Below are 21,636 nucleotides of genomic sequence, written 5' to 3'. Positions count from 1 at the left end.
GCCCGGACGTCACCAGCTTCCTCGAACTGTTCGTGGTCAATTCCGCCCTCGGCGAGAAGGTCGCCGGCGGCGCCAACTGGCTCATCAACACCGTCCAGCGCATCCGCCATTGGTTCAACGAAAACACGCATACCGGATCGCGACGCAACATCTCGGCGCATTACGATCTCGGCAACGCCTTCTATGAGAAATGGCTGGATCCGAGCATGACCTATTCGTCGGCGCTGTATGCGACGGGCGCCAACGATCTCGAAAGCGCGCAGGCCGCCAAATATCGTGCACTGGCAAAAGATACCGGCATCGGCAGGAAGGACCATGTGCTGGAGATCGGCTGCGGCTGGGGCGGCTTTGCCGAATTCGCCGCGCGCGAGATCGGTTGCCGCGTCACCGGATTGACCATCAGCCGCGAACAGCATGATTTCGCGAAAGCGCGTATCCAGAAAGCCGGGCTTGCCGACAAGGTCGACATCAAGCTGCAGGATTATCGAGACGAGACAGGCACTTACGACCGGATCGCATCGATCGAGATGTTCGAGGCGGTCGGCGAGAAATACTGGCCGGTGTTCTTCGGCAAGATGAAGACCTGCCTGAAGCCCGGCGGCACGGCCGGCCTGCAGATCATCACCATCAACGAGGCCGCCTACGAGGCGTATCGCGCGCGCCCCGATTTCATCCAGCGCTATGTCTTCCCTGGCGGCATGCTGCCGACACCCTCGATCCTCAAGGCTCTCGGCAAGGATCATGGCCTCGCGCATCTGCGCGAGCGCGTCTTCCCGCAGGACTATGCCCGCACCCTCGCCGAGTGGCGCCAGCGCTTCTGGGGCTCCTGGGAAAAGATCGTCCCGCTCGGCTTCGACGAGCGCTTCAAGAAGCTCTGGGAGTTCTATCTGCACTATTGCGAAGCCGGCTTCCGCGCCAGCTACATCGATGTGCGCCAGGTGGTCTACAAGGCCTGAGTGTCTGGCCGGCAGAGCCGGCCCGACACAGATGTGAACCGCGTCAGAGGAGGATGCGGTATCTGGCGAAGCCCGCATCGCCCTCACCCGCCGGCTCGATCTTCAGCGATTTCACCTCCCCGATGAAATTCTTTGCCCTCGGGCCGGTGTCGAACACCACGCTGGTTCCGGGCAGCGGCGCGAACGACCAGTTGTCGTCCGCCGACGGGTTGATCGTGCCCTCGCTGATGACGTAGCGCACGATCACGTCGCGGTTGGTGTCCGGCGCCTCGTAGATGATCTTCGAAGCGTTGATGTCCGGGAAGTTGCCGCCGCCACCGGCGCGATAATTATTGGTCGCGACGACGAATTTCTGCGCGGGATCAATTGGTTTGCCGTCGAACATCAGATCGACGATGCGGCTGGAGCCGGCATTCGCCGACCCGCCCTTGGCATCGTATTTCGGCGGTTGCGAAAGGTCGATCTTGTAGGTGACGCCGTCGATCACGTCGAAATTGTAGGACGGGAAGTCGGTGTTGATGAGCGGCTGGTCGGCCTTGCCGGGCTCGATCCGGTTGAAGATGCCGACCGACATCTCCAGCCATTCCTTGACCTGCGCGCCGGTGATTTCGACGGCTCGCACAGTGTTGGGATAGAGATAGAGGTCGGCGACGTTTTTGATGGCGATGTCGCCCACCGGGACGTCGGTGTAGTAGTCGGCGCCGCTGCGCCCGCCCGCCTTGAAGGGTGCGGCCGCCGACAAAAGCGGCACGTCCTTCCACTGCGTGCTCTTCAGTATGTCCTTCAGGTACCAGTTCTGCGCCTGGTTGACGATCTGCACCGACGGATCATCGGCCACCAGCGCGAAATAGGAATAGAGCGGCGCCGAGGTCTTGCCGACGGGACGGCGCACATAGGCGAGCGTCGCCTCATGGTCCTGCTCGAGCGCGGCGATGATGCGCCTGTCGTCGCCGACGGTCGCCTTGTTCTTGTTGTCGACCCGCTCGTAGATCGGCCGCGCCTCGGACGTCGCGGAAACCACCCGCCACTTCGAGCCGTCGCGCTCCAGAAGCAGATCGATTAGGCCCATATGCGAGCCCCAGAAGCCGCCCATCACCGCCGGCTTGCCTTGCAGCGTGCCCTTGCCGGTGTCTACGCCATCGAGCGCCTGGAAATCCTTCTTGCCGGGGAAGACGAGATGCTGATGACCGGTGAAGACGGCATCGATGCCCTCGACGCCGGCGACGAAGAAGGAGGCGTTCTCCATCATGTCGCCCTGCTTGATGTCGATGCCGGAATGCGAGAGCGCGATGACGATGTCGGCGCCCGCCTCCTTGATCTCAGGCACCCAGGCCTTTGCCGCCTCGACGATGTCGCGTGTTTTCACGTTGCCTTCGAGGTTCTTCAGGTCCCAGACCATGATCTGCGGCGGCACGAAGCCGATGATGCCGATCCTGATCGGCTGCTCGGCGCCCGACCCGTCCTTGATCTTCCTGTCGAGGATGACATACGGCTTGAGGTAGAGCTTGTCGTCGCGCGGGTTGGCGGCAAGCGTGGTGCCGCGGATGAGATTCGCGCAGACGAAGGGGAAATTGGCGCCGGCCAGCACCTTGTCGAGGAACGACAGGCCGTAATTGAACTCGTGGTTGCCGAGCGTCGAGCACTCGTAGCCGAGCAGGTTCATGCCCTTCATGATCGGATGCAGGTCGCCGTCCTTCAGGCCCTTCTCGTAGGCGATGTAGTCGCCCATCGGGTTGCCCTGCAAAAGGTCGCCATTGTCGATCAGCATCGCATTGGTTGCCTCCTTGCGCACCGCGTCGATCAGCGAGGCGGTGCGTGACAGGCCCATCGTGTCGTTCGCCTTGTCGGCGTAGTAGTCATAAGGCAGCACGTTCACGTGGATATCGGTCGTCTCCATGATCCTGAGATGCGCCTGATTGGCAGCGGCGCGGGCCGAGAAAGGATGCAGCATGATCAGCGCCCCGGTGGCGGCGGCACCGGCCAGGAATTCGCGACGGGAGACGGGCAGTCGTGACATTGTTTTCTCCTCTTCGACAACGCGACACCCCTGCCAGCGAGCGCGGAGCTTGCCGGTGAAAGACGCATGAGTCCATGTCCGGCGAAATGCCTGTCGATCACGACAAGGTGACGTGTCGATGAAACGAGACGAGGCGCGCGATGTCAGCCCTTGTCGTCGTCGCCCTGGGTGATCAGCCGCGCGCTGCGCTGGCCAGTGAAGTAGATCCATAGCCAGCTAAGCGAGACCGCGAGCCGGTTGCGGAAACCGATCAGGAAATAGATGTGGGCAACGCCCCACAGCCACCAGGCAAGCCAGCCGGTGAGTTTGATCCAGCCGAAGTCGATCGCCGCCGCGCGCTTGCCGATCGTCGCCAGGTCGCCGGCATGTTGATAGCGGAAAGGACGCTCTGTCATATCGCCGGCGAGCCGCGCCTTGATCGTCGCCGCGACGTGGCGCCCCTCTTGCTTGGCGGAAGGCGCCACGCCAGGCACCGGTTTCCCGTCCGGGCGCAACACATGCGCGGTGTCGCCGATGACGAAGATTTCCGGGCTGCCCGGCACGGTGAGATCGGGCTCGACCAGCACCCTGCCCGCACGGTCGGCGTTCGCTCCCAGCCATTCCGCCGCCGGCGAGGCGGCAACGCCCGCGGCCCACAGAATTGTCTTTGCCGGCAGGCGCTTGTCGCCAAAGACAACGCCATCCGCATCCAGCTCAGTGACCGCCCGGCCGAGTTCGACCGTGACGCCGAGCCGCTCCAGCGCCTTTTGGGCATAGTCGGAGAGCTGCGGCGCGAAGTTGGCGAGGATGCGATCGCCGGCCTCGATCAGCACCACGCGCGTCTGCCTGGTGTCGATGTTGCGGAATTCGTCGCGCAGCGTGTCATGCGCCAGTTCCGCGATGGTGCCGGCAAGTTCGACGCCGGTCGGTCCGCCGCCGACGATGACCAGCGTCAGCAGCGCCTGGCGCCTCGCCGCATCGGTTTCGCGCTCGGCCTGCTCGAAGGCGAGCAGAATTCGGCGCCTGATGGTGGTGGCATCCTCCAGCGTCTTCAGCCCGGGAGCGAACGGCTCCCATTCGTCATGGCCGAAATAGGCGTGGCGCGCCCCGGTGGCGAGCACCAGCGTGTCGAAGGCAACGGCGCTGCCATCCTCGAGCAGCACGCGCTTGCCAGTGCGGTCGACGCCGGTGACGTTGCCCAGAAGCGTCGTCACGTTCTTGCGCTTGCGCAGCAGATGACGGATCGGCCAGGCGACCTCGGAGGTCGCCAGCGAGGTGGTCGCCACCTGGTAGAGCAGCGGCTGGAACAGGTGATGGTTGCGCTTGTCGATCATGGTGATGCGCACCGGCGCGCCGGCCAGCGCATGGGTCAATTCAAGGCCGCCGAACCCCGCGCCGACGACCACGACATGATGGCTGGCTTCGTTCATTCACTTACCTCGCCAAGCAAATCCACCGCACCCAATTTAGGTATTATTGTGCATTGCAACAATAGCGGGAAGACCGTCCAATTGCCCGGGACTCGCCGCCGGATGTCGTGAATGCACATGTCGACCGGTTTGCACGAGGTATAGCGTCAGTGCCGGAATACAGGAGTGAAGCATGGCTGACGATCGCGACGAGCAAGGCCCGGCCCAATACGCCTCCCCGCCCTGTTTCATGCATGAACTCGATCCGCAGTTCCTGGCGCCGCTGACTGACTGGACTGATGTCAGACGTTGGCGCAAGGCCGAGCGCGAAAGGCTGATCGGGGCGCGGCTTGCGGTCTCCGCCGATGCCCGCGCGGCGATGTCGACGCGCATCGCCGAAGGCCTCGACGCTCTGGTCGGCGATATTGGCGGCCGCATGGTCAGCCTCTACTGGCCCTTCCGCGGCGAGCCGGATCTGCGGTCCTGGATGGCGCCGATCAACGAACGCGGCGGGCGGACCGCACTGCCGGTCGTGATCGAGAAAGGGCAGCCGCTGGTGTTCCGCGCCTACAGACCGGGCGACCGGTTGGAGAAAGGCGTCTGGAACATCCCGATCCCCGCGGTGGGCGATCCGGTCCTGCCCGACATCGTCATCTCGCCGATCGTTGGCATCGATCCCGGCAAATATCGTCTGGGCTACGGCGGCGGCTTCTTCGACCGCACGCTGGCGGCGATGCCGTTCAGGCCGCTGGTGATCGGCGTCGGCTACGAACTGCAGCGCATCCCGACCATCTACCCGCAACCGCACGACATCCCGATGAGCGAGGTGGTGACGGAGGCCACAGGCGCTTAGCGGCGCCTAGGCCATCTCCGGCCGCAAGCCGACCGCTGTCCGGTCGACGATCTCGCGCAGCGCGAAGGACGAATTGATCTTCGTCACATGCGGCATGGCCGACAGCCATTCCTTGTGGATGCGCTCATAGTCGACCAAATCCTTCGCGGCGATGCGCAGGATGTAGTCGTATTCGCCCGACATCAAGTGGCAGGACAGCACGTTGGGACAGCGCTTGATCGCCGCCTCGAAATCCGACAGCGTCTTCTCGAACTGTCCCGACAGCGATATATGCACGATCGCCGTCATCTGGTGGCCGAGCGCGGCGTTGGACAGCCGCGCGTGATAGCCGCGGATCGTGCCCGACTTCTCCAGATTGTCGAGCCGCCGCGAGCACGCCGATTGCGACAGGCCGACCTTCTCGGCAAGCGCGGCGTTGGGTATCCGCCCGTCTTTCTGCAAAGCCTCCAGAATGGCGATATCAATCCTGTCGAGCGGCATTTTTCGTGGTTCCTGCGAAAATGTGGACGTTTTGCGCAACGATTATCGAAGTGCGCCTGTTCTCGCAAGCGCATTCGCAAACACTTGCGGGCCGATTCATGGTTCACTCCGCCAATACAGGGAACGCGCCCGCAAAGGGCCGGATCAGGAGACAGAAAATGCGCGTCGGTTGCCCCAAGGAAATCAAGAACCATGAATATCGCGTCGGCCTGACGCCTGGCTCCGTCCGCGAATATGTCGCGCATGGCCATGAAGTGCTGGTCGAGACCGGCGCCGGCGCCGGCATCGGCGCCGACGACAACGCCTACCGCGCCGCCGGCGCGACCATCGCCAAGACGGCCGCCGACGTGTTCGCCAAGTCCGACATGATCGTCAAGGTCAAGGAGCCGCAGCCCAACGAATGGGTCCAGCTGCGCGACGGCCAGATCCTCTACACCTATCTCCATCTCGCTCCGGATCCGGACCAGACCAAGGGGCTGCTCGCTTCGGGCGTCACGGCGATCGCCTATGAAACCGTCACCGACGACCGCGGCGGCCTGCCGCTGCTTGCGCCGATGTCGGAAGTTGCCGGCCGCCTGTCGATCCAGGCCGGCGCGACCGCGCTGCAGAAGGCCAATGGCGGCCGCGGCGTGCTGCTCGGCGGCGTACCCGGCGTGCTGCCCGGCAAGGTCACCGTGCTCGGTGGCGGCGTCGTCGGCCTGCATGCGGCCAAGATGGCGGCCGGCCTCGGCGCCGATGTCACCATCATCGACCGCTCGATCCCGCGGCTGCGCCAGCTCGACGACATTTTCGGCGGCCGCGTCCACACCCGCTACTCGACCGTCGAGGCGCTGGAGGAAGAGTGCTTCTCGGCAGACATCGTCGTCGGCGCCGTGCTGATCCCGGGCGCCGCGGCGCCGAAGCTCGTCACACGCGAAATGCTCTCCGGCATGAAGAAGGGCGCGGTTCTCGTCGATGTCGCCATCGATCAGGGCGGCTGCTTCGAGACTTCGCACGCCACCACCCATGCCGAGCCGACCTACGAGGTCGACGGCGTCATCCACTATTGCGTCGCCAACATGCCGGGCGCGGTGCCGGTCACCTCGGCCCATGCCCTCAACAATGCGACGCTGCATTACGGCCTGCAGCTTGCCGACAAGGGCCTCAAGGCGCTGGTCGACGACCACCATCTGCGCAACGGCCTCAACGTCCACAAGGGCAAGATCACCAACCGCGCTGTCGCCGAAGCGCTCGGCTACGAGCTCGTCGAGCCGAAGGCGGTCCTCGCCGCCTGACAGGCACGCGAAGAGAGTTCCTCCTGTCGCCCGCCGGCTCCGTCCGGCGGTTTTTTCTTTGCGCGGAACAATTTAGCCAACAAAAAAGCGGAGCCAAAGCCCCGCTTCCTCGATGTTGAGACGTGCCGCCGGTCCATCCGCGGTCGGCAATCGATCAACACTTGCCTTTTAGCAAGTAATTGCGACGGCTATACGACAGTCTCGCCCGACATTCACGCAGATCCGTGGTGCCTTTGTGAAGCACTTCACATTCGGCATTCGAAAACCATGCCTAGTCGCATCGGCCTGTAGGCGGCTTTCTCTTCTGTCGCAGGCTTTTTCCCCAACTGCCCGCCAGCCTATCGGCGGGCATATTTTTTGGAACGCGTCAGGCGCGTTCGATGCGGCACTGGTAGCAATTGTTGCGCGCCGAGCGGACATGGATGTAGGCGATGTCGTCGCGCTCGAGCAGCGTTTCGGCGCGAGCTGCGATGTCCGGCGTCGCGATGACCCCGCTGCTGCCATAGACGATGCGGTCGTTGCGGCCATAGCCACGCACGATGTAGTCGCTGCTCTCGAGCAGTTCGGGAAGCGCCGCGTCCTCCGGCGCGCGTTCGCACTCCTGCGCATGCAGGAAGATCGGCCCGGTCTCGGCATAGGGCTGCAGCTCGGGAAACGGCCGGTAGGCCAAAACGAGATAGGCATCGCCCGCGGCGACGTTCTTCAGGCAGTGGCGGCAGGGCACGCCGTCGCCGTCGGAAACCTGGCGCTCCGGCGTATGGCCGTACGCGTCCGCCCCGCCGCGCTGCAGGGCTCTCACATTGTCGGTCGGCAGCGCTTTGAACTGGATGGTCATGGCATGTCTCCGCTATCGCTGACCGGAAATTACGCGGTCCCCGGCACGCTTCCCACCCGATTCCTGCCAAGCAGCGTCAGTCGATTAGCGCGTCGAGCCCGCGCACCAGCGCCTTGCCGACCCAGCCGGTCGCGCCGGCCATTATCACACGTATCGCCATCGTCGGATCCTCTTGCGCGATCTTCGTTGGCCCTGGACATCAAGCGATATGGAAAGAGCCCGGCTCATTCAGGCCGGGCTCTTTTTGAACGGCGATCCAGGCGAACGCGGCACGCGCGCGCTACCGGATGAAGTCGTCGAAGCGGCGCAAGGTCACCCTGCGGTTGCGCCAGTTCTCCTGCTGTGTCGGCACCAGCAGGAACTCCTCGCCATAGCCGACGGTTTCGAGCGCATGGCCGGGCACGCCGAACTCGCGCACCAGCGTCCGCTTCAGCGAGGCGGCGCGCTGCTCCGAGAGGATCTGGTTCGACTGGAAGGAGCCGACCGCATCGGTATGGCCCTCGATCAGGATGCGGGCGCCGCGATCGCGCCGCAGGATGCGGTGTAGCGCATCGGCGATGTTGTCGATCTTGCCGTATTGCGACTCCGAGATCGCAGCCGAGCCGAAGGCGAAGTTGATCGACTGGATGTCGATCGAGCGCGCCATGCGCCTGAGATCCGGCCGGCGCTTGAATTCGCGGACGGTGACGCGCTGATTGGGGCGCAGCTTCACCCTGGGCGCTGCCTCGAGCTGGCGCTCGATCGTCGCGGCGGAAGGCGTGGTGGCCTGCGCAAATGCAAGGCTCGGCATGGCAAGTGCCGCAATCATGGCAACGGCAAATGTACGTCGGGTCAGCATGTCTTTCTCCTTCGGCCCGTCCTTCTGAGGGGCGCGTTGATCTTGCCGACACCTTGGCAAAGTCAGCCTGAAGCGAGGATGAACGGACAGAAATGCCAGGTTTTCCGACTGGCCAGACATGTCGCACCGCGCCATGATGATCCCGGAAGAACGCGGCAGCGGTTGAGGGGCCTGGCGAGGATCCGAGCATGATCACCGGAGGATGCCTGTGCGGCGCAGTCCGCTACGAAAGCAGCGCGGAGCCGATCACCACGCGCCTGTGCTGGTGCCGCTTCTGCCAGTATATCGCGGCCGGCAACGCGGCGGTGAGCGTCTGCTTCCTGACGGCGCGGATCAAGATCGCCGGCGAGACGCGCGACTATGAGAGCGTGGCCGACAGCGGCAACAGGATGCACCGGCGCTTTTGCCCAGCCTGCGGCGTGCATCTCTTCAGCGAGGCGGAGTCGCGCCCGCATCTGATTTTTGTGCGCGCCGGCACGCTCGACGATCCGAATATGATCAGGCCCGCGGCGACGATATGGACGGCCAAGGCGCCGGCCTGGGCCTGCATCGACACTTCGCTGCCGACCTTCGAGGGCCAGCCGCCGCCGGTGGCCTAGGCGGCATCGACACTACGGCCGCATGACGCTCGCCGAACGCTCGGCGAAGGAAAGCGGGTGCACGATCTCCTTCTTCTGCGCCACCGGCGTGAAGCCGAGCTTCTGGTAGAGCGGCAGCGCCGCCGGGTGGTCGAGCGTGCAGGTCTGCACAGTCACCCGCTTCGGGCCATGCGACCAGGCAGCCGATATCGCAGCGCCCAGGAACCAGCGGCCGATGCCTTGCCCGTGCGCATGCTCCATCATGCCGAAATAGGCGAGTTCCACCTCTTCCGGCAGATGCGGCTTGAGATCGAAGAAGCCGGCCGGCGCACCGTCGAGATAGAGCACCCTGATGTCGCGATCCTCGCGGTGGAGGCCGGCCGAAAGCTCCTCGTCGCTCAGCCTCAGCACGTTCACCCAATGCCATTTGCGCCCCACCCGATCCATCAGGTAGCGGTAGAAATGCAGCGGAATATCCTTGGTCTTCAGGAGCGCGATCTGCCGGTTGTACGGGACAGGCGGCGACGCGGCCGGCGGCGCATGCATTTCGAGAAACGTTACCGTGACGTCGATGTCCTGCAGCGCTCCGTTTTCCATCACGGTCATTCCTTGCCCGTCACCACGGGCGTATCGGCAAGCCCGCCCCATTCGGTCCATGAGCCGTCGTAAAGCCTGTTGTCGGTGTGGCCAAGCGTCTCCAGCGCCAGCGTGATCGCCGCCGCCGTTATGCCCGAGCCGCATGACGTGACGACCGGCTTCGACAGATCTATGCCGGCATCCTCGATCACCTTGCGTAAACGATCCCTGGGCAGAAGCTCGCCGTTATCGGCCAATGCCGTGACCGGCACGCTGCGCGCGCCCGGCATATGGCCGGAGCGGATGCCGGCACGGGGCTCCGGATCGGTTCCGGCAAAACGGCCGGCGGATCGTGCATCGGCGATCTGGCTTTCTCGCCCGTCGACGATGCGGCGCATTTCGGCGAGGCCGACGACGCGCGCGGCATCGAAGTCGGCGTGGAAGATGCAGGGCGCGATCTTCGTCGGCTCCGCCGTCACCGGGCGGCCCTGCGCCTTCCAGCGATCGAAGCCGCCGCTCAGTATGTAGACCTGGAAGACGCCCATGACCCGAAACATCCACCAGCCGCGCGGCGCCGAGAAATAGCCCGGGCCGTCATAGATCACGATCGTGTCGTCGGCCGAAACGCCCATGGCGCCGACATACTGCGCGAAATTTTGCGGCGACGGCAGCGTATGCGGAAGCCCGGAATCGGGGTCCGAAATGGCGTCCTGATCGAGGAAGCGGGCGCCGGGAATATGCGCCGCCTCATATTCGGCGCGTGCATCGCGGTTTTGCGCCGGCAGATACCAGGAAGCGTCGATGATCGTCAGGCCGGGCTCGCCAAGGCGCTGCTGCAGCCAATCCGCATCGACGATGAAAGGACTATCTTCGGCCATTTTTTCTCCTCCCATCTCGCAACAGTGTCGTCGATCAGATCGCCGGCATCGGTCCGAAGCGGATGCGGAAACGCCGGTTCTCGCGGCCCTTCTTCTCGATCTTGCCGATATGGATCTCGCCGACCTCGCCGGTGCTCTTCACATGGGTGCCGCCGCAAGGCTGGCTGTCGATCGAGGCATTTTCGCCGATGCAAACGAGGCGGATCCTGCCTATGCCGACAGGCGGGCGCACATTCTTTGACTTAACAAGACCGGGATTGGCCGCCAGTTCCGCGTCGGTGATCAGCCGGGTGAAGATCGGATGGTCGGCACGCACCAGTTCCATCAGCCTCGCCGTCACATCTTCCTTGGTGAAATTGGCATCGGGAATGTCGAAGTCGACGCGGCTGTCGCCCTCGGAAACGGCAGCGCCGGTGATCGGGAACGGACACACGACGGTGAGCAGGTGGCAGGCCGCGTGCATGCGCATCAGAAGATGCCGCCGCTCCCAGTCGATGGCGAGCTTGAGCCGCTCGCCGATCGTGGGTGCCGCTTGTCCGGGCGCCGGCACATGGATGATCTCGTCCTTGGTCTCGCCGGTGATGGTGGCGGCGATCGCGACCGGGCTGCCGTCGGCACGCTCAAGCCTGCCGGTGTCGCCAGGCTGGCCGCCCGAGGTTGCGTAGAAGATCGTCCGGTCGAGGATTATGCCGCCGCGCTCGTTGATCGCGACAACCGCCGCCTCGCTCGCCTTCAGGTAGGCGTCGTCACGAAACAGAGCTTCCGTCCGGTGCGCCATCACGCGACCTTTTCGAAGGGCACCGAAATGTCGGCCTTCTCTTCCATCCAGCCCGGCACCGGCAGGTTCTTCTCGCGCAGGAATTCGGGATTGAACAGTTTCGACTGGTAGCGCGTGCCGTAGTCGGCAAGGATCGTCACGATGGTGTGGCCCGGTCCCAGCTCGCGTGCCAGCCGGATGGCGCCGGCGATGTTGATGCCGGTCGAGCCGCCGACGCACAACCCCTCCTCCTGGATCAGATCGAAGACGATCGGCAGCGCCTCCTCGTCCGGGATCTGGAAGGAGAAGTCCGGCTTGAAGCCTTCGAGGTTGGCGGTGATGCGCCCCTGGCCGATGCCTTCGGTGATCGAGCTGCCCTCGGCCTTCAATTCGCCGCTGGTGTAGAAACTGTAGAGCGCGGCGCCCAGCGGATCGGCGAGCCCAATCTTGACTTGGCCGCTCTTGGCCTTCAGGCCGAGCCCGACGCCGGCCAGCGTCCCGCCGGAGCCGACCGCCGAGACGAACCCATCGACCTTGCCGCCTGTCTGGGTCCAGATCTCCTCAGCCGTCGTCCTGATATGGCCGTCGCGGTTGGCGACGTTGTCGAACTGGTTGGCCCAGATCGCGCCATTCGGCTCAGTGCGCGCCAATTGCTCGGCCAGGCGCCCCGACAGCTTCACATAGTTGTTGGGGTTCTTGTAGGGCACTGCCGGAACCTCGATCAGCTCGGCGCCGAGCAATTTGATCGTGTCCTTCTTCTCCTGGCTCTGCGTGTCCGGAATGACGATCACCGTGCGATAGCCGAGCGCCTTGGCGACCAGCGTCAGGCCGATGCCGGTGTTGCCGGCCGTGCCCTCGACGATGACGCCGCCCGGCCTCAGCAATCCGCGCTGCTCGGCATCGCGGATGATGAACAGGCCGGCGCGGTCCTTGACCGACTGTCCCGGGTTCATGAACTCGGCTTTGCCCAGGATCTCGCAGCCGGTTGCTTCCGAGGCCTTGTTGAGGCGGATCAGGGGCGTGTTGCCGATCGCGTCGATCACAGAACGGGGCATCAAGGATTCCTTGTATGAGCGAGGCGAGACCCTAGAAACCCAAAGGCCCGGTTTCAAGGCAAGAATTCGCCTGGACCAGTCGCATTTCGGGCATTGCAATCTCCTGAATTCAGATGCCGTGTTCCGGCACGCATTTCAACCTTGCGCCGAAAAGCGCTCTTTTCATTCGATTCCTTCGCCGCTAGAGCACTACCGACACACTGGCAGGACTTAGCATGACACTCTATCGGGCCAACCCGAAGCATGGCGTCGCCTGGATCACGGGCGGCAGCAGCGGCATCGGCCGCGCACTGGCCAAGGATCTCGCCTCGAAGGGCTACGCCGTGGCGGTGAGCGCGCTCGCGGACGATCCGATCGACACGCTGATCGTCGAGACGGCGCAGATGCCCGGGCATGTGAAGTCGTTTCCTTGCGACGTCACCGACGAGACGGGGATGGCAAGGACGGCCGCCGCGATCGAGAAGGACATGGGGCCGATCGTGCTCGCGGTCTTCAACGCCGGCAACTACATCGCCACGCCGGGCGAGCATCTCGTGGTGCGCGATTTCCGCCGCTCCTTCGACGTCAACTATTTCGGCATCGTCAACGGCCTGGTGCCTGTCGTCGAGCATATGCGCGTGCGCGGGCGCGGCCATGTCGTTCTCGTCGGTTCGGTCACCGCCTATTCCGGCTGGCCGACCACCGCCGCCTATGGCGGCACCAAGGCGGCGATCAACATCCTGGCGGAATCGCTGAAATACGACTTCGACAAGATGAACATCAGGGTTCAGGTGATGAACCCGGGCTTCGTCGACACCCCGCTGACGGAAAAGAACACGCTGCCGATGCCGGGGCTGATGCCTGTCCACCGCGCATCCCGCCGCATGGTGCGCGGCATCGAGAAGGGCGGCTTCGAGGTCACCTTCCCCTACCGCATAAGCTGGCCGCTGAAATTGCTCGGCCTTCTGCCGCGGCCGATCTGCCGCTGGGTGATCGGCATCACGACCGGCTGGAGGGCGCGGCCGCTGAATTTCGACCGCAAGCTGCCGGGCGCGGCCGACCAGGCGTCGGACCAGGCGAGCTGATCTGGCGAACGGCGATTGCCTGTTACACGGCACGGCCATAGGTTGAGAATTGTTGCTTGGAGCTTCTGATGGGGCGGCGGATCGTGCTTGCGGTACTGGGGCTCGCTGTCATCTTCTCCATGGCCTTTGTTCTCGGCCCGCGCGTGCCCGTCGACACGAAGATCCGTTTCGACCCTTCCGTCATTGGCGACGATCCGCAGGCCTATCTGGCGCGCGAAGAGGCCGCCGTGCCCAACATCCGCGACGGGCTGGAAAAGGAGATTATCTGGGCAAATCCGATGGTTCACGCCAAGACGCCGCTGGCCATCGTCTACATCCATGGCTTCTCGGCCTCGAAGGGCGAGGTCCGGCCGCTGCCCGACGACGTAGCCGATGAGATTGATGCCAACCTGTTCTACACGCGCCTCACCGGCCACGGCCAGGACGGCGCCGCGATGGCCGAGGGCAGCGTCAATGCCTGGATCAACGACTACGAGGAGGCGCTCGCCATCGGCCGCGCGATCGGCGACAGGGTGATCGTCATTGCCACCTCGACGGGTGGCTCGCTGGCGGCATGGGCCGCGACAGAGCCGCGCGCCTCGGACGGGGTTGCGGCGATCGCGTTTATATCGCCCAACTTCGGCGTTAAGGCGTCCGGCGCGGAGCTGCTGACCAAACCCTGGGGCAAACAGATCGCCGAACTCGTCGGCGGCAAGGAGCGCAGCTTCCCGACCCGCAACGCGCTGCATGAAAAGTTCTGGACCCACCAATACCCGATGGCAGCGACACTGCCGATGCAGGCATTGACCGAACTCGCCTATGCCGCGCCTGTGGAAAAGGCGACCATCCCTGCCCTCTTCATCTTTTCGGATTCGGACAGAGTGGTGCGGCCAGACCGCACCCGCGAGATCGCCGGGCGCTGGGGCGCGCCGCACGAGCTGGTGCCGGTCGACGACACCGGCGACGCCGACAACCACGTCATTGCCGGAGACGCGCTGTCGCCGTCGACAACGGCCGTCCTCGCGGAGCGGATCGTCGTCTGGGTCAAGGCGCTGACCGGGCAGTAGCCGTCACAAGAAAAAGGGCGACCGAAGCAATCGCTACGATCGCCCTCGCATTCACTGGTCGGCAGTCAGCTTAGGCAGGCTTGCCGAACCGCAGGCTTCAAGCCGCCCGCGTCGCCGGCCGCTTGCCGCCGAAGCGGCGCTTGTTGTTGCCCTTGAACGGCTTGCGGCCTTCCGGACGCTCGCCTTGCGGCTTTGCCGCAAACGGCCGCTCGCCGTTCGGCTTGCCGCCGAACCGCTTCTTGCCGGAGCCGTTGTTGCCGCCGCCCGGACGCCGGCCGTCGCGGCGACCATTGTGGTCGGCACGATCATTGGCCGGCTCGAAATGGCGCTCGTTCCGTTCCTTGGGATCGCGCTGCGGATCGGGGCTGCCGAGATGGTCGGCAGTGATCGGCAGCTTGGCGCGGATGATGCGCTCCACCTGGCGCAGCTTGGCGTTCTCGGATGGATCGCAAAGCGTGATGGCGATGCCGTCCCTGCCGTTGCGACCGGTGCGACCGATGCGGTGGACATAGCTCTCCGCCTCGTCGGGCAGGTCGAAGTTCACGACATGGCTGATGCCGGGAACGTCGATGCCGCGCGCGGCGATGTCGGTCGCGACCAGGATGCGCACCGAACCGTCACGGAAATCGTTGAGCGCCTTCTGACGAGCGTTCTGCGACTTGTTGCCATGGATGACGGCGGCCTTGAAGCCATCACGATCGAGATCCTTGGTCACCCTGTCGGCGCCATGCTTGGTGCGCGAAAAGATGATGACGGACTTCATCGCTTCATCGGCGAGCATCTTCGACAGCACCTGGCGCTTCTGCTTGGTGCGGGCAAGGACGACGCTCTGGACGATCTCAGCCGCCGCCGTGCTTTGCGGCGCGACTTCGACGCGAACTGGGGTCTTCAACAGGCCCTTGGCCAATTCGGCGATCTCGTCCGGCATGGTTGCCGAGAACAGCGCCGTCTGGCGGTCGGGCGCGGTCGCCTTGGCGATGCGCTTGACGTCGTTGATGAAACCCATGTCGAGCATGCGGTCGCCTTCGTCGAGCACCAGCCATTTGGTGTCGGCGAGGATCAGATCGCCCTCACGCACCAGGTCGGTCAGCCGGCCGGGCGTGGCGATCAGGATATCGACGCCGGGCGCGATCTTCTTCACCTGGCTGAAGCGCGAGACGCCGCCGAGCACCAGCGCGGTCGAGACATGCGCGCCCTTGGCGAGGATCTTGATCGTGTCCTCGATCTGCACGGCGAGCTCGCGCGTCGGCGCCAGGATCAGCGCACGTGTGGTCTTCGGCCGGCGCTTGGTGCCGAGTCCGATGATCTTCGAGAGGATCGGCAGCGCGAAGGCCGCGGTCTTGCCCGAACCGGTCTGGGCGATGCCGAAAATGTCGCGGCCTTCCAGCTGCGGCGGGATCGCCTGGACCTGGATCGGCTTTGGATCCGTGAAGCCCGCGGCATGAGTGGCCTTGAGCAGCGCGCCGGAGATCCCGAGCGCGGCGAAACCATTCTGTTCCGCTGTGTTTTCGTTGGTCAAAATAATCTTCTTTCACGCGGCCTTCTGGCCGCAACATCGATGGCGGCAGGGCGCAACCTGCCGTCGAAAAATTGTCATGGAACGACAAGGCGGCGGACGGAACGTCCGCGCGGCTGCGCTGTCGTGCCCGCAAGCATCATGCCTCGGGGCTTTTTCGCCACTTTGTGATGTACCGGAAAGAGAGGCCGATATACCGGAAAGAGGGAAAACAGACGCAACCAGTCTCATTCGTCGAGAAGGCCGGACAATGCCGGCCCAAGCGCCTATGCCGCCGCATATGGACGAGTTCGCTTCGAAATGCAAGGGCTGCATGCTGCAATGCAGCAAAACGGCGGCGAAAGTGGCGCTTGCACTCCCCTGCCCGCATCATTTACGACAAACGCACCTATCCGTTTGGGGGACCGGCGATGAAGGACGTGCTGAAGGAACTCGAGCGCCGCCGCGAGATCGCCCGCATGGGCGGCGGCAAGGCCCGCATCGACGCCCAGCACCAGAAGGGTAAGCTCACCGCCCGCGAGCGCATCGATGTCTTCCTCGACGAGGGCTCGTTCGAGGAGTTCGACATGTATGTCGAGCATCGCTCGACCGATTTCGGCATGGAGAAGACCAAGATCGCCGGCGACGGTGTCGTCACCGGCTGGGGGACGGTCAATGGCCGGCCCGTCTACATCTTCGCCAAGGACTTCACCGTGTTCGGCGGCTCGCTGTCGGAAGCGCATGCCGAGAAGGTCATCAAGGTGCAGGAGATGGCGCTGCGCAACCGCGCGCCGATCATCGGCCTCTACGACGCCGGCGGCGCCCGCATCCAGGAAGGCGTGGCGGCACTCGGCGGCTATGCCGAAATCTTCCAGCGCAATGTTCTGGCCTCCGGCGTCATCCCGCAGATCTCGCTGATCATGGGCCCTTGCGCGGGCGGCGATGTCTACTCGCCTGCGATGACCGACTTCATCTTCATGGTGCGCGACACCTCCTACATGTTCGTCACCGGGCCGGATGTGGTGAAGACCGTCACCAACGAGACGGTGACCGCCGAGAGCCTCGGCGGCGCCTCGGTCCACACCACCAAATCCTCGATCGCCGACGGCGCCTACGACAACGACGTCGAGGCGCTGCTGCAGATGCGCCGGCTGGTCGATCTCTTGCCCGCCTCCAACACCTCGGAAATCCCGGAAATCGAGTGCTACCAGTCGGTCACCGACCACGACCTGTCGCTCGACCGGCTGATCCCCGACAACGCCAACAAACCCTACGATATCAAGGAATTGATCCTTAAAGTCGCCGACGAGGGCGATTTCTTCGAGATCCAGCAGAGCTTTGCGAAAAACATCGTCACCGGTTTCGGCCGGGTCGAGGGCCGCACCGTAGGCTTCGTCGCCAACCAGCCGATGGTGCTGGCCGGCGTGCTCGATTCCGACGCCAGCCGCAAGGCGGCGCGCTTCGTGCGCTTCTGCGACTGCTTTTCCATTCCGATCGTCACCTTCGTCGATGTTCCGGGCTTCCTGCCCGGCACCGCGCAGGAATATGGCGGGCTGATCAAGCACGGCGCCAAGCTTCTGTTCGCCTATGCCGAGGCGACCGTGCCGAAGATCACCGTCATCACCCGCAAAGCCTATGGCGGCGCCTATGACGTCATGGCGTCGAAGCATCTGCGCGGCGACATGAACTACGCCTGGCCGACGGCGCAGATCGCTGTGATGGGCGCCAGGGGCGCGGTCGAGATCATCTACCGCAAGGACATCGGCAATGCGGAAAAGATAGCAGCGCATACAAAGGCTTATGAGGATCGCTTCCTGTCGCCCTTCGTCGCCGCCGAACGCGGCTATGTCGACGAGGTGATCATGCCGCATTCGACCCGCCGCCGCGTCGCCCGGGCTCTGAGGATGCTGCGCAACAAGGACATGCAGAACCCCTGGAAGAAGCACGACAACATCCCGTTGTGATTTGAATGTCGCGCGGCCCTCTCCGGATCGAAAACAGGGTACCCACCTTTTGGACCCAATCCTCGTCTTCTGCTTGCCGGCTATCGGCGACTTCATCCGCTGTCATTCGGCCATCCGGGTGATTGCGGAGAAGTTTCCCGGACATCCGATCGATCTGATCACCTCGCCGGTTGCAGCGCCCTTGGCGCGGCTGATGCCGCACGTCCGGACGGCCTGGGTGCTGGAAAAGGGGCATTTGCAGCTTGGTTTAGGCAAGCGCATACAACTGGCCCGCCGACTTCGCGAACAGAATTATCGCGCCTGTTATCTTCTCTCCAGCAGCACCAAGGCCGCACTGGTGCCGTGGTTGGCCTGCATCCGCGAGCGCATCGGCTATCCTCGCGAGTTGCAGTTCGGTCTCATCAACCGGCTGCCCGCCGGTTGGCTAAAGAGCCTGATGGCCTTCGGACCGCGCAAGACGAGGCTGTTCGAACAGGTCTGCGCGATCGCCATGATGGGTGAGAAGCCGGTTGATGGAATGCGGTTGCCGCCGCCACAAATGGTGATTTCACCTGAGGAACTGTCGGCCTGGCGCGTCCGGCACGGCATCGACGCAGCAAGGCCAGTGCTGGCGCTCTACACGTCGGAGTTCAGCAACTTCCGCTCATGGCCGGCGGAGCGTTTCATCTCGGTCGCCGCCGATCACGCGAGGCGCGGCTGGTCAGTGTGGATTGTTGGCGGCCCGCGCGAACGCGAAGCCGCGGCCCAGATCCGAGCAGCGCTTCCGGAGGCGGTGGATTTCACATCGACCCCGCAGATCACCGACGCCATGTGTCAGATCGCTGCCTCGACCGTCTTCCTGGGTGTCGATGGCGGTATCGCGCATGCGGCTGCGGCTTTGGGAGGGCGATGTGTGCTCATCTTCGGATCGAACCGCTCCTATGAAACCGGTCCGGTCAATGATCAGGTGCGATATGTCGAGCCGCCGATCTCGACGCCAAGCTGGATCGAAGACACACGCGATGTCAGCGAGGAAAGAGTGCTTCAGGCTCTCGCGGACGCCGTGGCTCAAACGCGCCCACAGGGTGTCTGAGGCGCCTGATATCAGCTAATCTTCTCCCGCCGCTCCGAACCCTGCCCCCATGGTGGCGCGTGCCGCGCTTGCCCAGGGCGTTGCGTGATTGTCGATGCGCATCTGGAAGATGAAATAGGTCGGCGAGCAGAAGCCGATGCCCTTCACCTTGGCGGCGCCCGGCGTGTCCGGCGGCAGCGACTGGCACATATAGTCCTCGCGGCAGAAATGCTCGGCCGAGCAGGCCGGCCGGTTGCCGCGATTGACCGCGCCGCCGAGACACTGGTCGAAATTGTTGGTCGCCACGCAGGTATCGAACTTCTTGCCGCCGACCAGTCCGCAGATCTCGTTCGGCATCGGCTTGCCGGCCTTGAAGGCGGCGAAGCTGCGGTCCTTGTCGTCGCAAGCGCGATAGGCGATGCCTGCCGGCACGCCAATCTTCGGCGGCCGGCAAGTGTAGGCGGTCCGTGAAATGTCGGAGGCGAACGCCGCAAACTGCCCGGCGATTGTGTAGCGGTCGTTGAAGGGCTGCGCTTCATTGCTGGCGATCGAGCCGGCCAGGCACGGATGGCCGGAAAACATCGCCTTGCTGTCCTTGGGCAGCAGGCATTGCGCCAGCCTGGTGCGCACGCCCGAAGCCGTGGCGAGCGGCGTGCAGATGGTGCCGCCGCCGCACTGCCAGGTCTGGCCGAAGCGGGCGGCGTCCTCCGGCATCAGGCACGGCATCGCCATCTCGGCCGGCACGTAGGAGACTTCGCCGGCATCCTTCCATGCGGCCGGCGGTGCAAAGGAAAGCGGACGGAACCGGTTCGGCTCCTTGCCTTCGGTCGCGGCGCGCAGCCAGGCCTCGCGCCGCGTGATCTCGGCATGGAGATGCGGCGAGATGCCGACCTCGATGCGGTTGAGCGGCGACGTTGTCCCGTCGTCGAGGCCGATGAAATGGAAGCCGGCGGTGGAGCCGGCCTGATGGCAGCCCTGGCAGGCGCCATTGTCCAGCCGTTCGACCAGCGCCTCCGGCGTGCGCGCCAGCTTCAACCCGGAATAGTCGAGCCCGGCGAAATCCGTGGGCTCGAACAGCGAAGTGAACGGATGGTTGGCCTGCCTGGCGCTGCCGAAGGTCGACCATGATATGACCTTCTTCGCCAGGAACTCGTCCGGCATCTCATAGACGCCGAGATCGACCGCGCCGACATTGGCCCGGACATAGTCGGCGAGCTTTTTCTTGAGCACGGCATCTTCCGACAGCCGCGCGACGTCAGGCGTGTTCTCCAGCGGCTTTTCGCTGACCGTGGCGCCACCGATCCCAAAAATCCGCATGAGGTAGGCGGCCTGGCCGCCGAACTCGGTCTCTTGGCCGGAGGGAAAGCGCACCACTTGCGCGTTGAGTTCGAGCTGCTTGAAGGTCAGTTCTTCCGGCTCCAGCGGCCCGCCGGCCAGCCAGCCGGCATCGACGGTCTCGTCGAGCTGCGGCGTCCAGCGCCCGGCAACCCCGACGCAGCCGCCGTCGGCATCCGGAGCGACGCTGTAGACGGCATTGAAATTGAACGGCAGGCGCGAGGCCAGGACCTTGCCGTTCTTCCTGAAGCTGTAGGCCAGGCGGTAGATGAAGCGCACCTCGCCGCAACTCTTGTCGCCGTTCAAAGTGGCGAAATCGCGCCGGTCGAGCCGGTTGACGACGCCGACCAGGCGGAAGCGAGCCGCGTCCGTCTTCAGCCAGCGCATGTCCATGATGCGGCCGACATTGCCGTCGGTGACCTCGTAGAGGGTGCGCCCGCCGGCCTTCATCTCGGCGCGCAGGCCGGCGACATCGCCCGCCACCATCTCGACGATGGCGTGATAGGCGGGTGCCTCGTCGTAGAGTGTCTTCAAATCATCCTTGCCGTCGACGCTGAACACGCCGGCGAATGAGAATCCCTTGGCATCGAGCGCGGCAAGCACGGACGGATCGTCGACGATGGTCACCGGCTGCTCAGCGCGAGCGCCGCACGGTACCAACAGCGCGACGACAGCCGCAATGACGAGAGCGAACCGCCCCATCAGATGGCATCCGCCTGTTTTGCTTCAACCAGTTCGTGCAGCACCGGCACCATGGCCAGCGGCAGGTCCTCCGCGATCAGCCCGGGACCGAAGCGGCCGCCAGCCTCGGCATGGATCCAGACCGCCGCCGCCGCCGCTGCGAACACTGCCATGCCTTGTGCCAGAAGTCCCGCGATGATGCCTGCCAGCACGTCGCCCGACCCGGCCGTGGCAAGCCATCGCGCGCCGTTGCCGTTGATGGCCGCGAGGCCGTTCGGTGCCACAATCACTGTATCGGCGCCCTTGTAGACGACGACCGCATTGGCTCGCTGGGCGGCTGCGCGCGCCTTGGCTAGTTTGGAGAGATTTTTGTCTGCGGCAATGTCCGGAAACAGGCGAGCAAATTCACCTTCATGCGGTGTCATCACCAATGCGGGAGCGTGCGGCTCGTGAGTTGCTTCAAAGAGGCTCGGGGGCTCAGCGCGAAGCGAGGTGATGCGATCGGGATCGAGGAC

The 21,636-nt window shown here is 64.3% G+C and carries 20 protein-coding genes; 8 read left to right on the top strand and 12 right to left on the bottom strand.

Annotated elements, in window-relative coordinates:
• A partial coding sequence (locus tag EN738_RS11535) for a cyclopropane-fatty-acyl-phospholipid synthase family protein (protein ID WP_145966842.1) occupies positions 1–956 on the top strand: 956 nt, incomplete at its 5' end.
• Between the two features lie 43 nt (positions 957–999).
• On the opposite strand, the gene EN738_RS11530 is transcribed toward EN738_RS11535, so the two are convergent.
• Positions 1,000–2,973 carry a bifunctional 2',3'-cyclic-nucleotide 2'-phosphodiesterase/3'-nucleotidase gene (locus tag EN738_RS11530; protein WP_127283786.1) on the bottom strand — a complete coding sequence of 658 codons (1,974 nt, stop codon included), beginning with the start codon at positions 2,971–2,973 and terminating at the stop codon, positions 1,000–1,002.
• Between the two features lie 143 nt (positions 2,974–3,116).
• The gene (locus EN738_RS11525) at positions 3,117–4,382 is read right to left on the bottom strand and encodes an NAD(P)/FAD-dependent oxidoreductase (RefSeq protein ID WP_127283785.1); all 1,266 of its coding nucleotides are present in this window, start codon (positions 4,380–4,382) and stop codon (positions 3,117–3,119) included.
• A gap of 172 nt (positions 4,383–4,554) precedes the next feature.
• On the opposite strand from EN738_RS11525, the gene EN738_RS11520 reads away from it, so the two are divergent.
• Positions 4,555–5,214, top strand: a complete 660-nt coding sequence (locus tag EN738_RS11520; RefSeq protein ID WP_127283784.1) for a 5-formyltetrahydrofolate cyclo-ligase — start codon at positions 4,555–4,557, stop codon at positions 5,212–5,214.
• 6 nt (positions 5,215–5,220) lie between these two features.
• Here the strand turns inward: EN738_RS11520 and EN738_RS11515 are convergent, their stop codons facing one another.
• The gene (locus EN738_RS11515) at positions 5,221–5,694 is read right to left on the bottom strand and encodes an Lrp/AsnC family transcriptional regulator (protein ID WP_126054644.1); all 474 of its coding nucleotides are present in this window, start codon (positions 5,692–5,694) and stop codon (positions 5,221–5,223) included.
• Positions 5,695–5,852: 158 nt separating this feature from the next.
• Here EN738_RS11515 and ald point away from each other — a divergent pair, with 158 nt between their 5' ends.
• On the top strand, positions 5,853–6,968 hold the full coding sequence (gene ald / locus EN738_RS11510) for an alanine dehydrogenase (protein WP_127283783.1): 1,116 nt from the start codon (positions 5,853–5,855) through the stop codon (positions 6,966–6,968).
• A 367-nt stretch (positions 6,969–7,335) separates the two neighbouring features.
• Here ald and EN738_RS11505 read toward each other — a convergent pair whose 3' ends face one another.
• Both EN738_RS11505 and EN738_RS11500 read right to left on the bottom strand, forming a co-directional pair.
• Positions 7,336–7,803, bottom strand: a complete 468-nt coding sequence (locus tag EN738_RS11505; protein WP_127283782.1) for a DUF1203 domain-containing protein — start codon at positions 7,801–7,803, stop codon at positions 7,336–7,338.
• 280 nt (positions 7,804–8,083) lie between these two features.
• The gene (locus EN738_RS11500) at positions 8,084–8,641 is read right to left on the bottom strand and encodes an OmpA family protein (protein WP_127283781.1); all 558 of its coding nucleotides are present in this window, start codon (positions 8,639–8,641) and stop codon (positions 8,084–8,086) included.
• Between the two features lie 188 nt (positions 8,642–8,829).
• Between EN738_RS11500 and EN738_RS11495 the strand changes: the two genes are divergently transcribed.
• Entirely contained in the window at positions 8,830–9,240 is a 411-nt protein-coding gene (locus EN738_RS11495; RefSeq protein WP_127283780.1) for a GFA family protein, read from the top strand.
• Positions 9,241–9,252: 12 nt separating this feature from the next.
• Here the strand turns inward: EN738_RS11495 and EN738_RS11490 are convergent, their stop codons facing one another.
• The 4 genes from EN738_RS11490 to EN738_RS11475 are packed head-to-tail and all read right to left on the bottom strand — an operon-like array spanning position 9,253 to position 12,485.
• Positions 9,253–9,816, bottom strand: a complete 564-nt coding sequence (locus EN738_RS11490) for a GNAT family N-acetyltransferase (protein ID WP_127283779.1) — start codon at positions 9,814–9,816, stop codon at positions 9,253–9,255.
• 5 nt (positions 9,817–9,821) lie between these two features.
• Positions 9,822–10,673: a 3-mercaptopyruvate sulfurtransferase gene (gene sseA / locus EN738_RS11485; RefSeq protein WP_127283778.1), complete on the bottom strand. Its 852-nt coding sequence runs from the start codon at positions 10,671–10,673 to the stop codon at positions 9,822–9,824.
• Positions 10,674–10,707: 34 nt separating this feature from the next.
• A complete protein-coding gene (locus EN738_RS11480) occupies positions 10,708–11,451 on the bottom strand; it encodes an alanyl-tRNA editing protein (RefSeq protein WP_127283777.1) in 744 nt (247 codons plus the stop codon).
• Positions 11,451–12,485, bottom strand: coding sequence for a cysteine synthase A (locus EN738_RS11475; RefSeq protein ID WP_127283776.1), 1,035 nt, complete (start codon positions 12,483–12,485; stop codon positions 11,451–11,453). Before EN738_RS11475 ends, EN738_RS11480 begins: the two co-directional genes overlap by 1 nt.
• Positions 12,486–12,700: 215 nt before the next feature.
• Here EN738_RS11475 and EN738_RS11470 point away from each other — a divergent pair, with 215 nt between their 5' ends.
• Both EN738_RS11470 and EN738_RS11465 read left to right on the top strand, forming a co-directional pair.
• Positions 12,701–13,549: an SDR family oxidoreductase gene (locus tag EN738_RS11470; protein WP_127283775.1), complete on the top strand. Its 849-nt coding sequence runs from the start codon at positions 12,701–12,703 to the stop codon at positions 13,547–13,549.
• A 68-nt stretch (positions 13,550–13,617) separates the two neighbouring features.
• Positions 13,618–14,595 carry an alpha/beta fold hydrolase gene (locus EN738_RS11465; RefSeq protein WP_127283774.1) on the top strand — a complete coding sequence of 326 codons (978 nt, stop codon included), beginning with the start codon at positions 13,618–13,620 and terminating at the stop codon, positions 14,593–14,595.
• 97 nt (positions 14,596–14,692) lie between these two features.
• Here the strand turns inward: EN738_RS11465 and EN738_RS11460 are convergent, their stop codons facing one another.
• Positions 14,693–16,114 carry a DEAD/DEAH box helicase gene (locus EN738_RS11460; RefSeq protein WP_189340455.1) on the bottom strand — a complete coding sequence of 474 codons (1,422 nt, stop codon included), beginning with the start codon at positions 16,112–16,114 and terminating at the stop codon, positions 14,693–14,695.
• Positions 16,115–16,521: 407 nt separating this feature from the next.
• On the opposite strand from EN738_RS11460, the gene EN738_RS11455 reads away from it, so the two are divergent.
• Together EN738_RS11455 and waaF are read left to right on the top strand one after the other, a co-directional pair.
• Positions 16,522–18,054, top strand: a complete 1,533-nt coding sequence (locus tag EN738_RS11455; protein WP_127283787.1) for an acyl-CoA carboxylase subunit beta — start codon at positions 16,522–16,524, stop codon at positions 18,052–18,054.
• A gap of 49 nt (positions 18,055–18,103) precedes the next feature.
• Entirely contained in the window at positions 18,104–19,126 is a 1,023-nt protein-coding gene (gene waaF, locus EN738_RS11450) for a lipopolysaccharide heptosyltransferase II (protein ID WP_127283772.1), read from the top strand.
• A gap of 15 nt (positions 19,127–19,141) precedes the next feature.
• Here waaF and EN738_RS11445 read toward each other — a convergent pair whose 3' ends face one another.
• On the bottom strand, positions 19,142–21,142 hold the full coding sequence (locus tag EN738_RS11445) for a hypothetical protein (protein ID WP_127283771.1): 2,001 nt from the start codon (positions 21,140–21,142) through the stop codon (positions 19,142–19,144).
• Positions 21,142–21,636 (bottom strand): NAD(P)H-hydrate dehydratase (locus EN738_RS11440; protein WP_189605803.1); only part of this gene is annotated, 495 nt, incomplete at its 5' end. The genes EN738_RS11440 and EN738_RS11445, both read right to left, overlap by 1 nt.

The organism is Mesorhizobium sp. M4B.F.Ca.ET.017.02.2.1 (genome assembly GCF_003998955.1).
GTDB classification, from domain to species: Bacteria; Pseudomonadota; Alphaproteobacteria; order Rhizobiales; family Rhizobiaceae; genus Mesorhizobium; species Mesorhizobium abyssinicae.
Note: the sequence above shows the minus strand (reverse complement) of the source record. Positions and strands in the feature narration are given on the sequence as shown.

Coding starts and splice junctions, on each gene's coding strand:
- EN738_RS11530 (WP_127283786.1), bottom strand. CDS start 2,973: ATGTCACGACTGCCCGTCTCCCGTCGCGAATTCCTGGCCGGTGCCGCC.
- EN738_RS11525 (WP_127283785.1), bottom strand. CDS start 4,382: ATGAACGAAGCCAGCCATCATGTCGTGGTCGTCGGCGCGGGGTTCGGC.
- EN738_RS11520 (WP_127283784.1), top strand. CDS start 4,555: ATGGCTGACGATCGCGACGAGCAAGGCCCGGCCCAATACGCCTCCCCG.
- EN738_RS11515 (WP_126054644.1), bottom strand. CDS start 5,694: ATGCCGCTCGACAGGATTGATATCGCCATTCTGGAGGCTTTGCAGAAA.
- ald (WP_127283783.1), top strand. CDS start 5,853: ATGCGCGTCGGTTGCCCCAAGGAAATCAAGAACCATGAATATCGCGTC.
- EN738_RS11505 (WP_127283782.1), bottom strand. CDS start 7,803: ATGACCATCCAGTTCAAAGCGCTGCCGACCGACAATGTGAGAGCCCTG.
- EN738_RS11500 (WP_127283781.1), bottom strand. CDS start 8,641: ATGCTGACCCGACGTACATTTGCCGTTGCCATGATTGCGGCACTTGCC.
- EN738_RS11495 (WP_127283780.1), top strand. CDS start 8,830: ATGATCACCGGAGGATGCCTGTGCGGCGCAGTCCGCTACGAAAGCAGC.
- EN738_RS11490 (WP_127283779.1), bottom strand. CDS start 9,816: ATGGAAAACGGAGCGCTGCAGGACATCGACGTCACGGTAACGTTTCTC.
- sseA (WP_127283778.1), bottom strand. CDS start 10,673: ATGGCCGAAGATAGTCCTTTCATCGTCGATGCGGATTGGCTGCAGCAG.
- EN738_RS11480 (WP_127283777.1), bottom strand. CDS start 11,451: ATGGCGCACCGGACGGAAGCTCTGTTTCGTGACGACGCCTACCTGAAG.
- EN738_RS11475 (WP_127283776.1), bottom strand. CDS start 12,485: ATGCCCCGTTCTGTGATCGACGCGATCGGCAACACGCCCCTGATCCGC.
- EN738_RS11470 (WP_127283775.1), top strand. CDS start 12,701: ATGACACTCTATCGGGCCAACCCGAAGCATGGCGTCGCCTGGATCACG.
- EN738_RS11465 (WP_127283774.1), top strand. CDS start 13,618: ATGGGGCGGCGGATCGTGCTTGCGGTACTGGGGCTCGCTGTCATCTTC.
- EN738_RS11455 (WP_127283787.1), top strand. CDS start 16,522: ATGAAGGACGTGCTGAAGGAACTCGAGCGCCGCCGCGAGATCGCCCGC.
- EN738_RS11445 (WP_127283771.1), bottom strand. CDS start 21,142: ATGGGGCGGTTCGCTCTCGTCATTGCGGCTGTCGTCGCGCTGTTGGTA.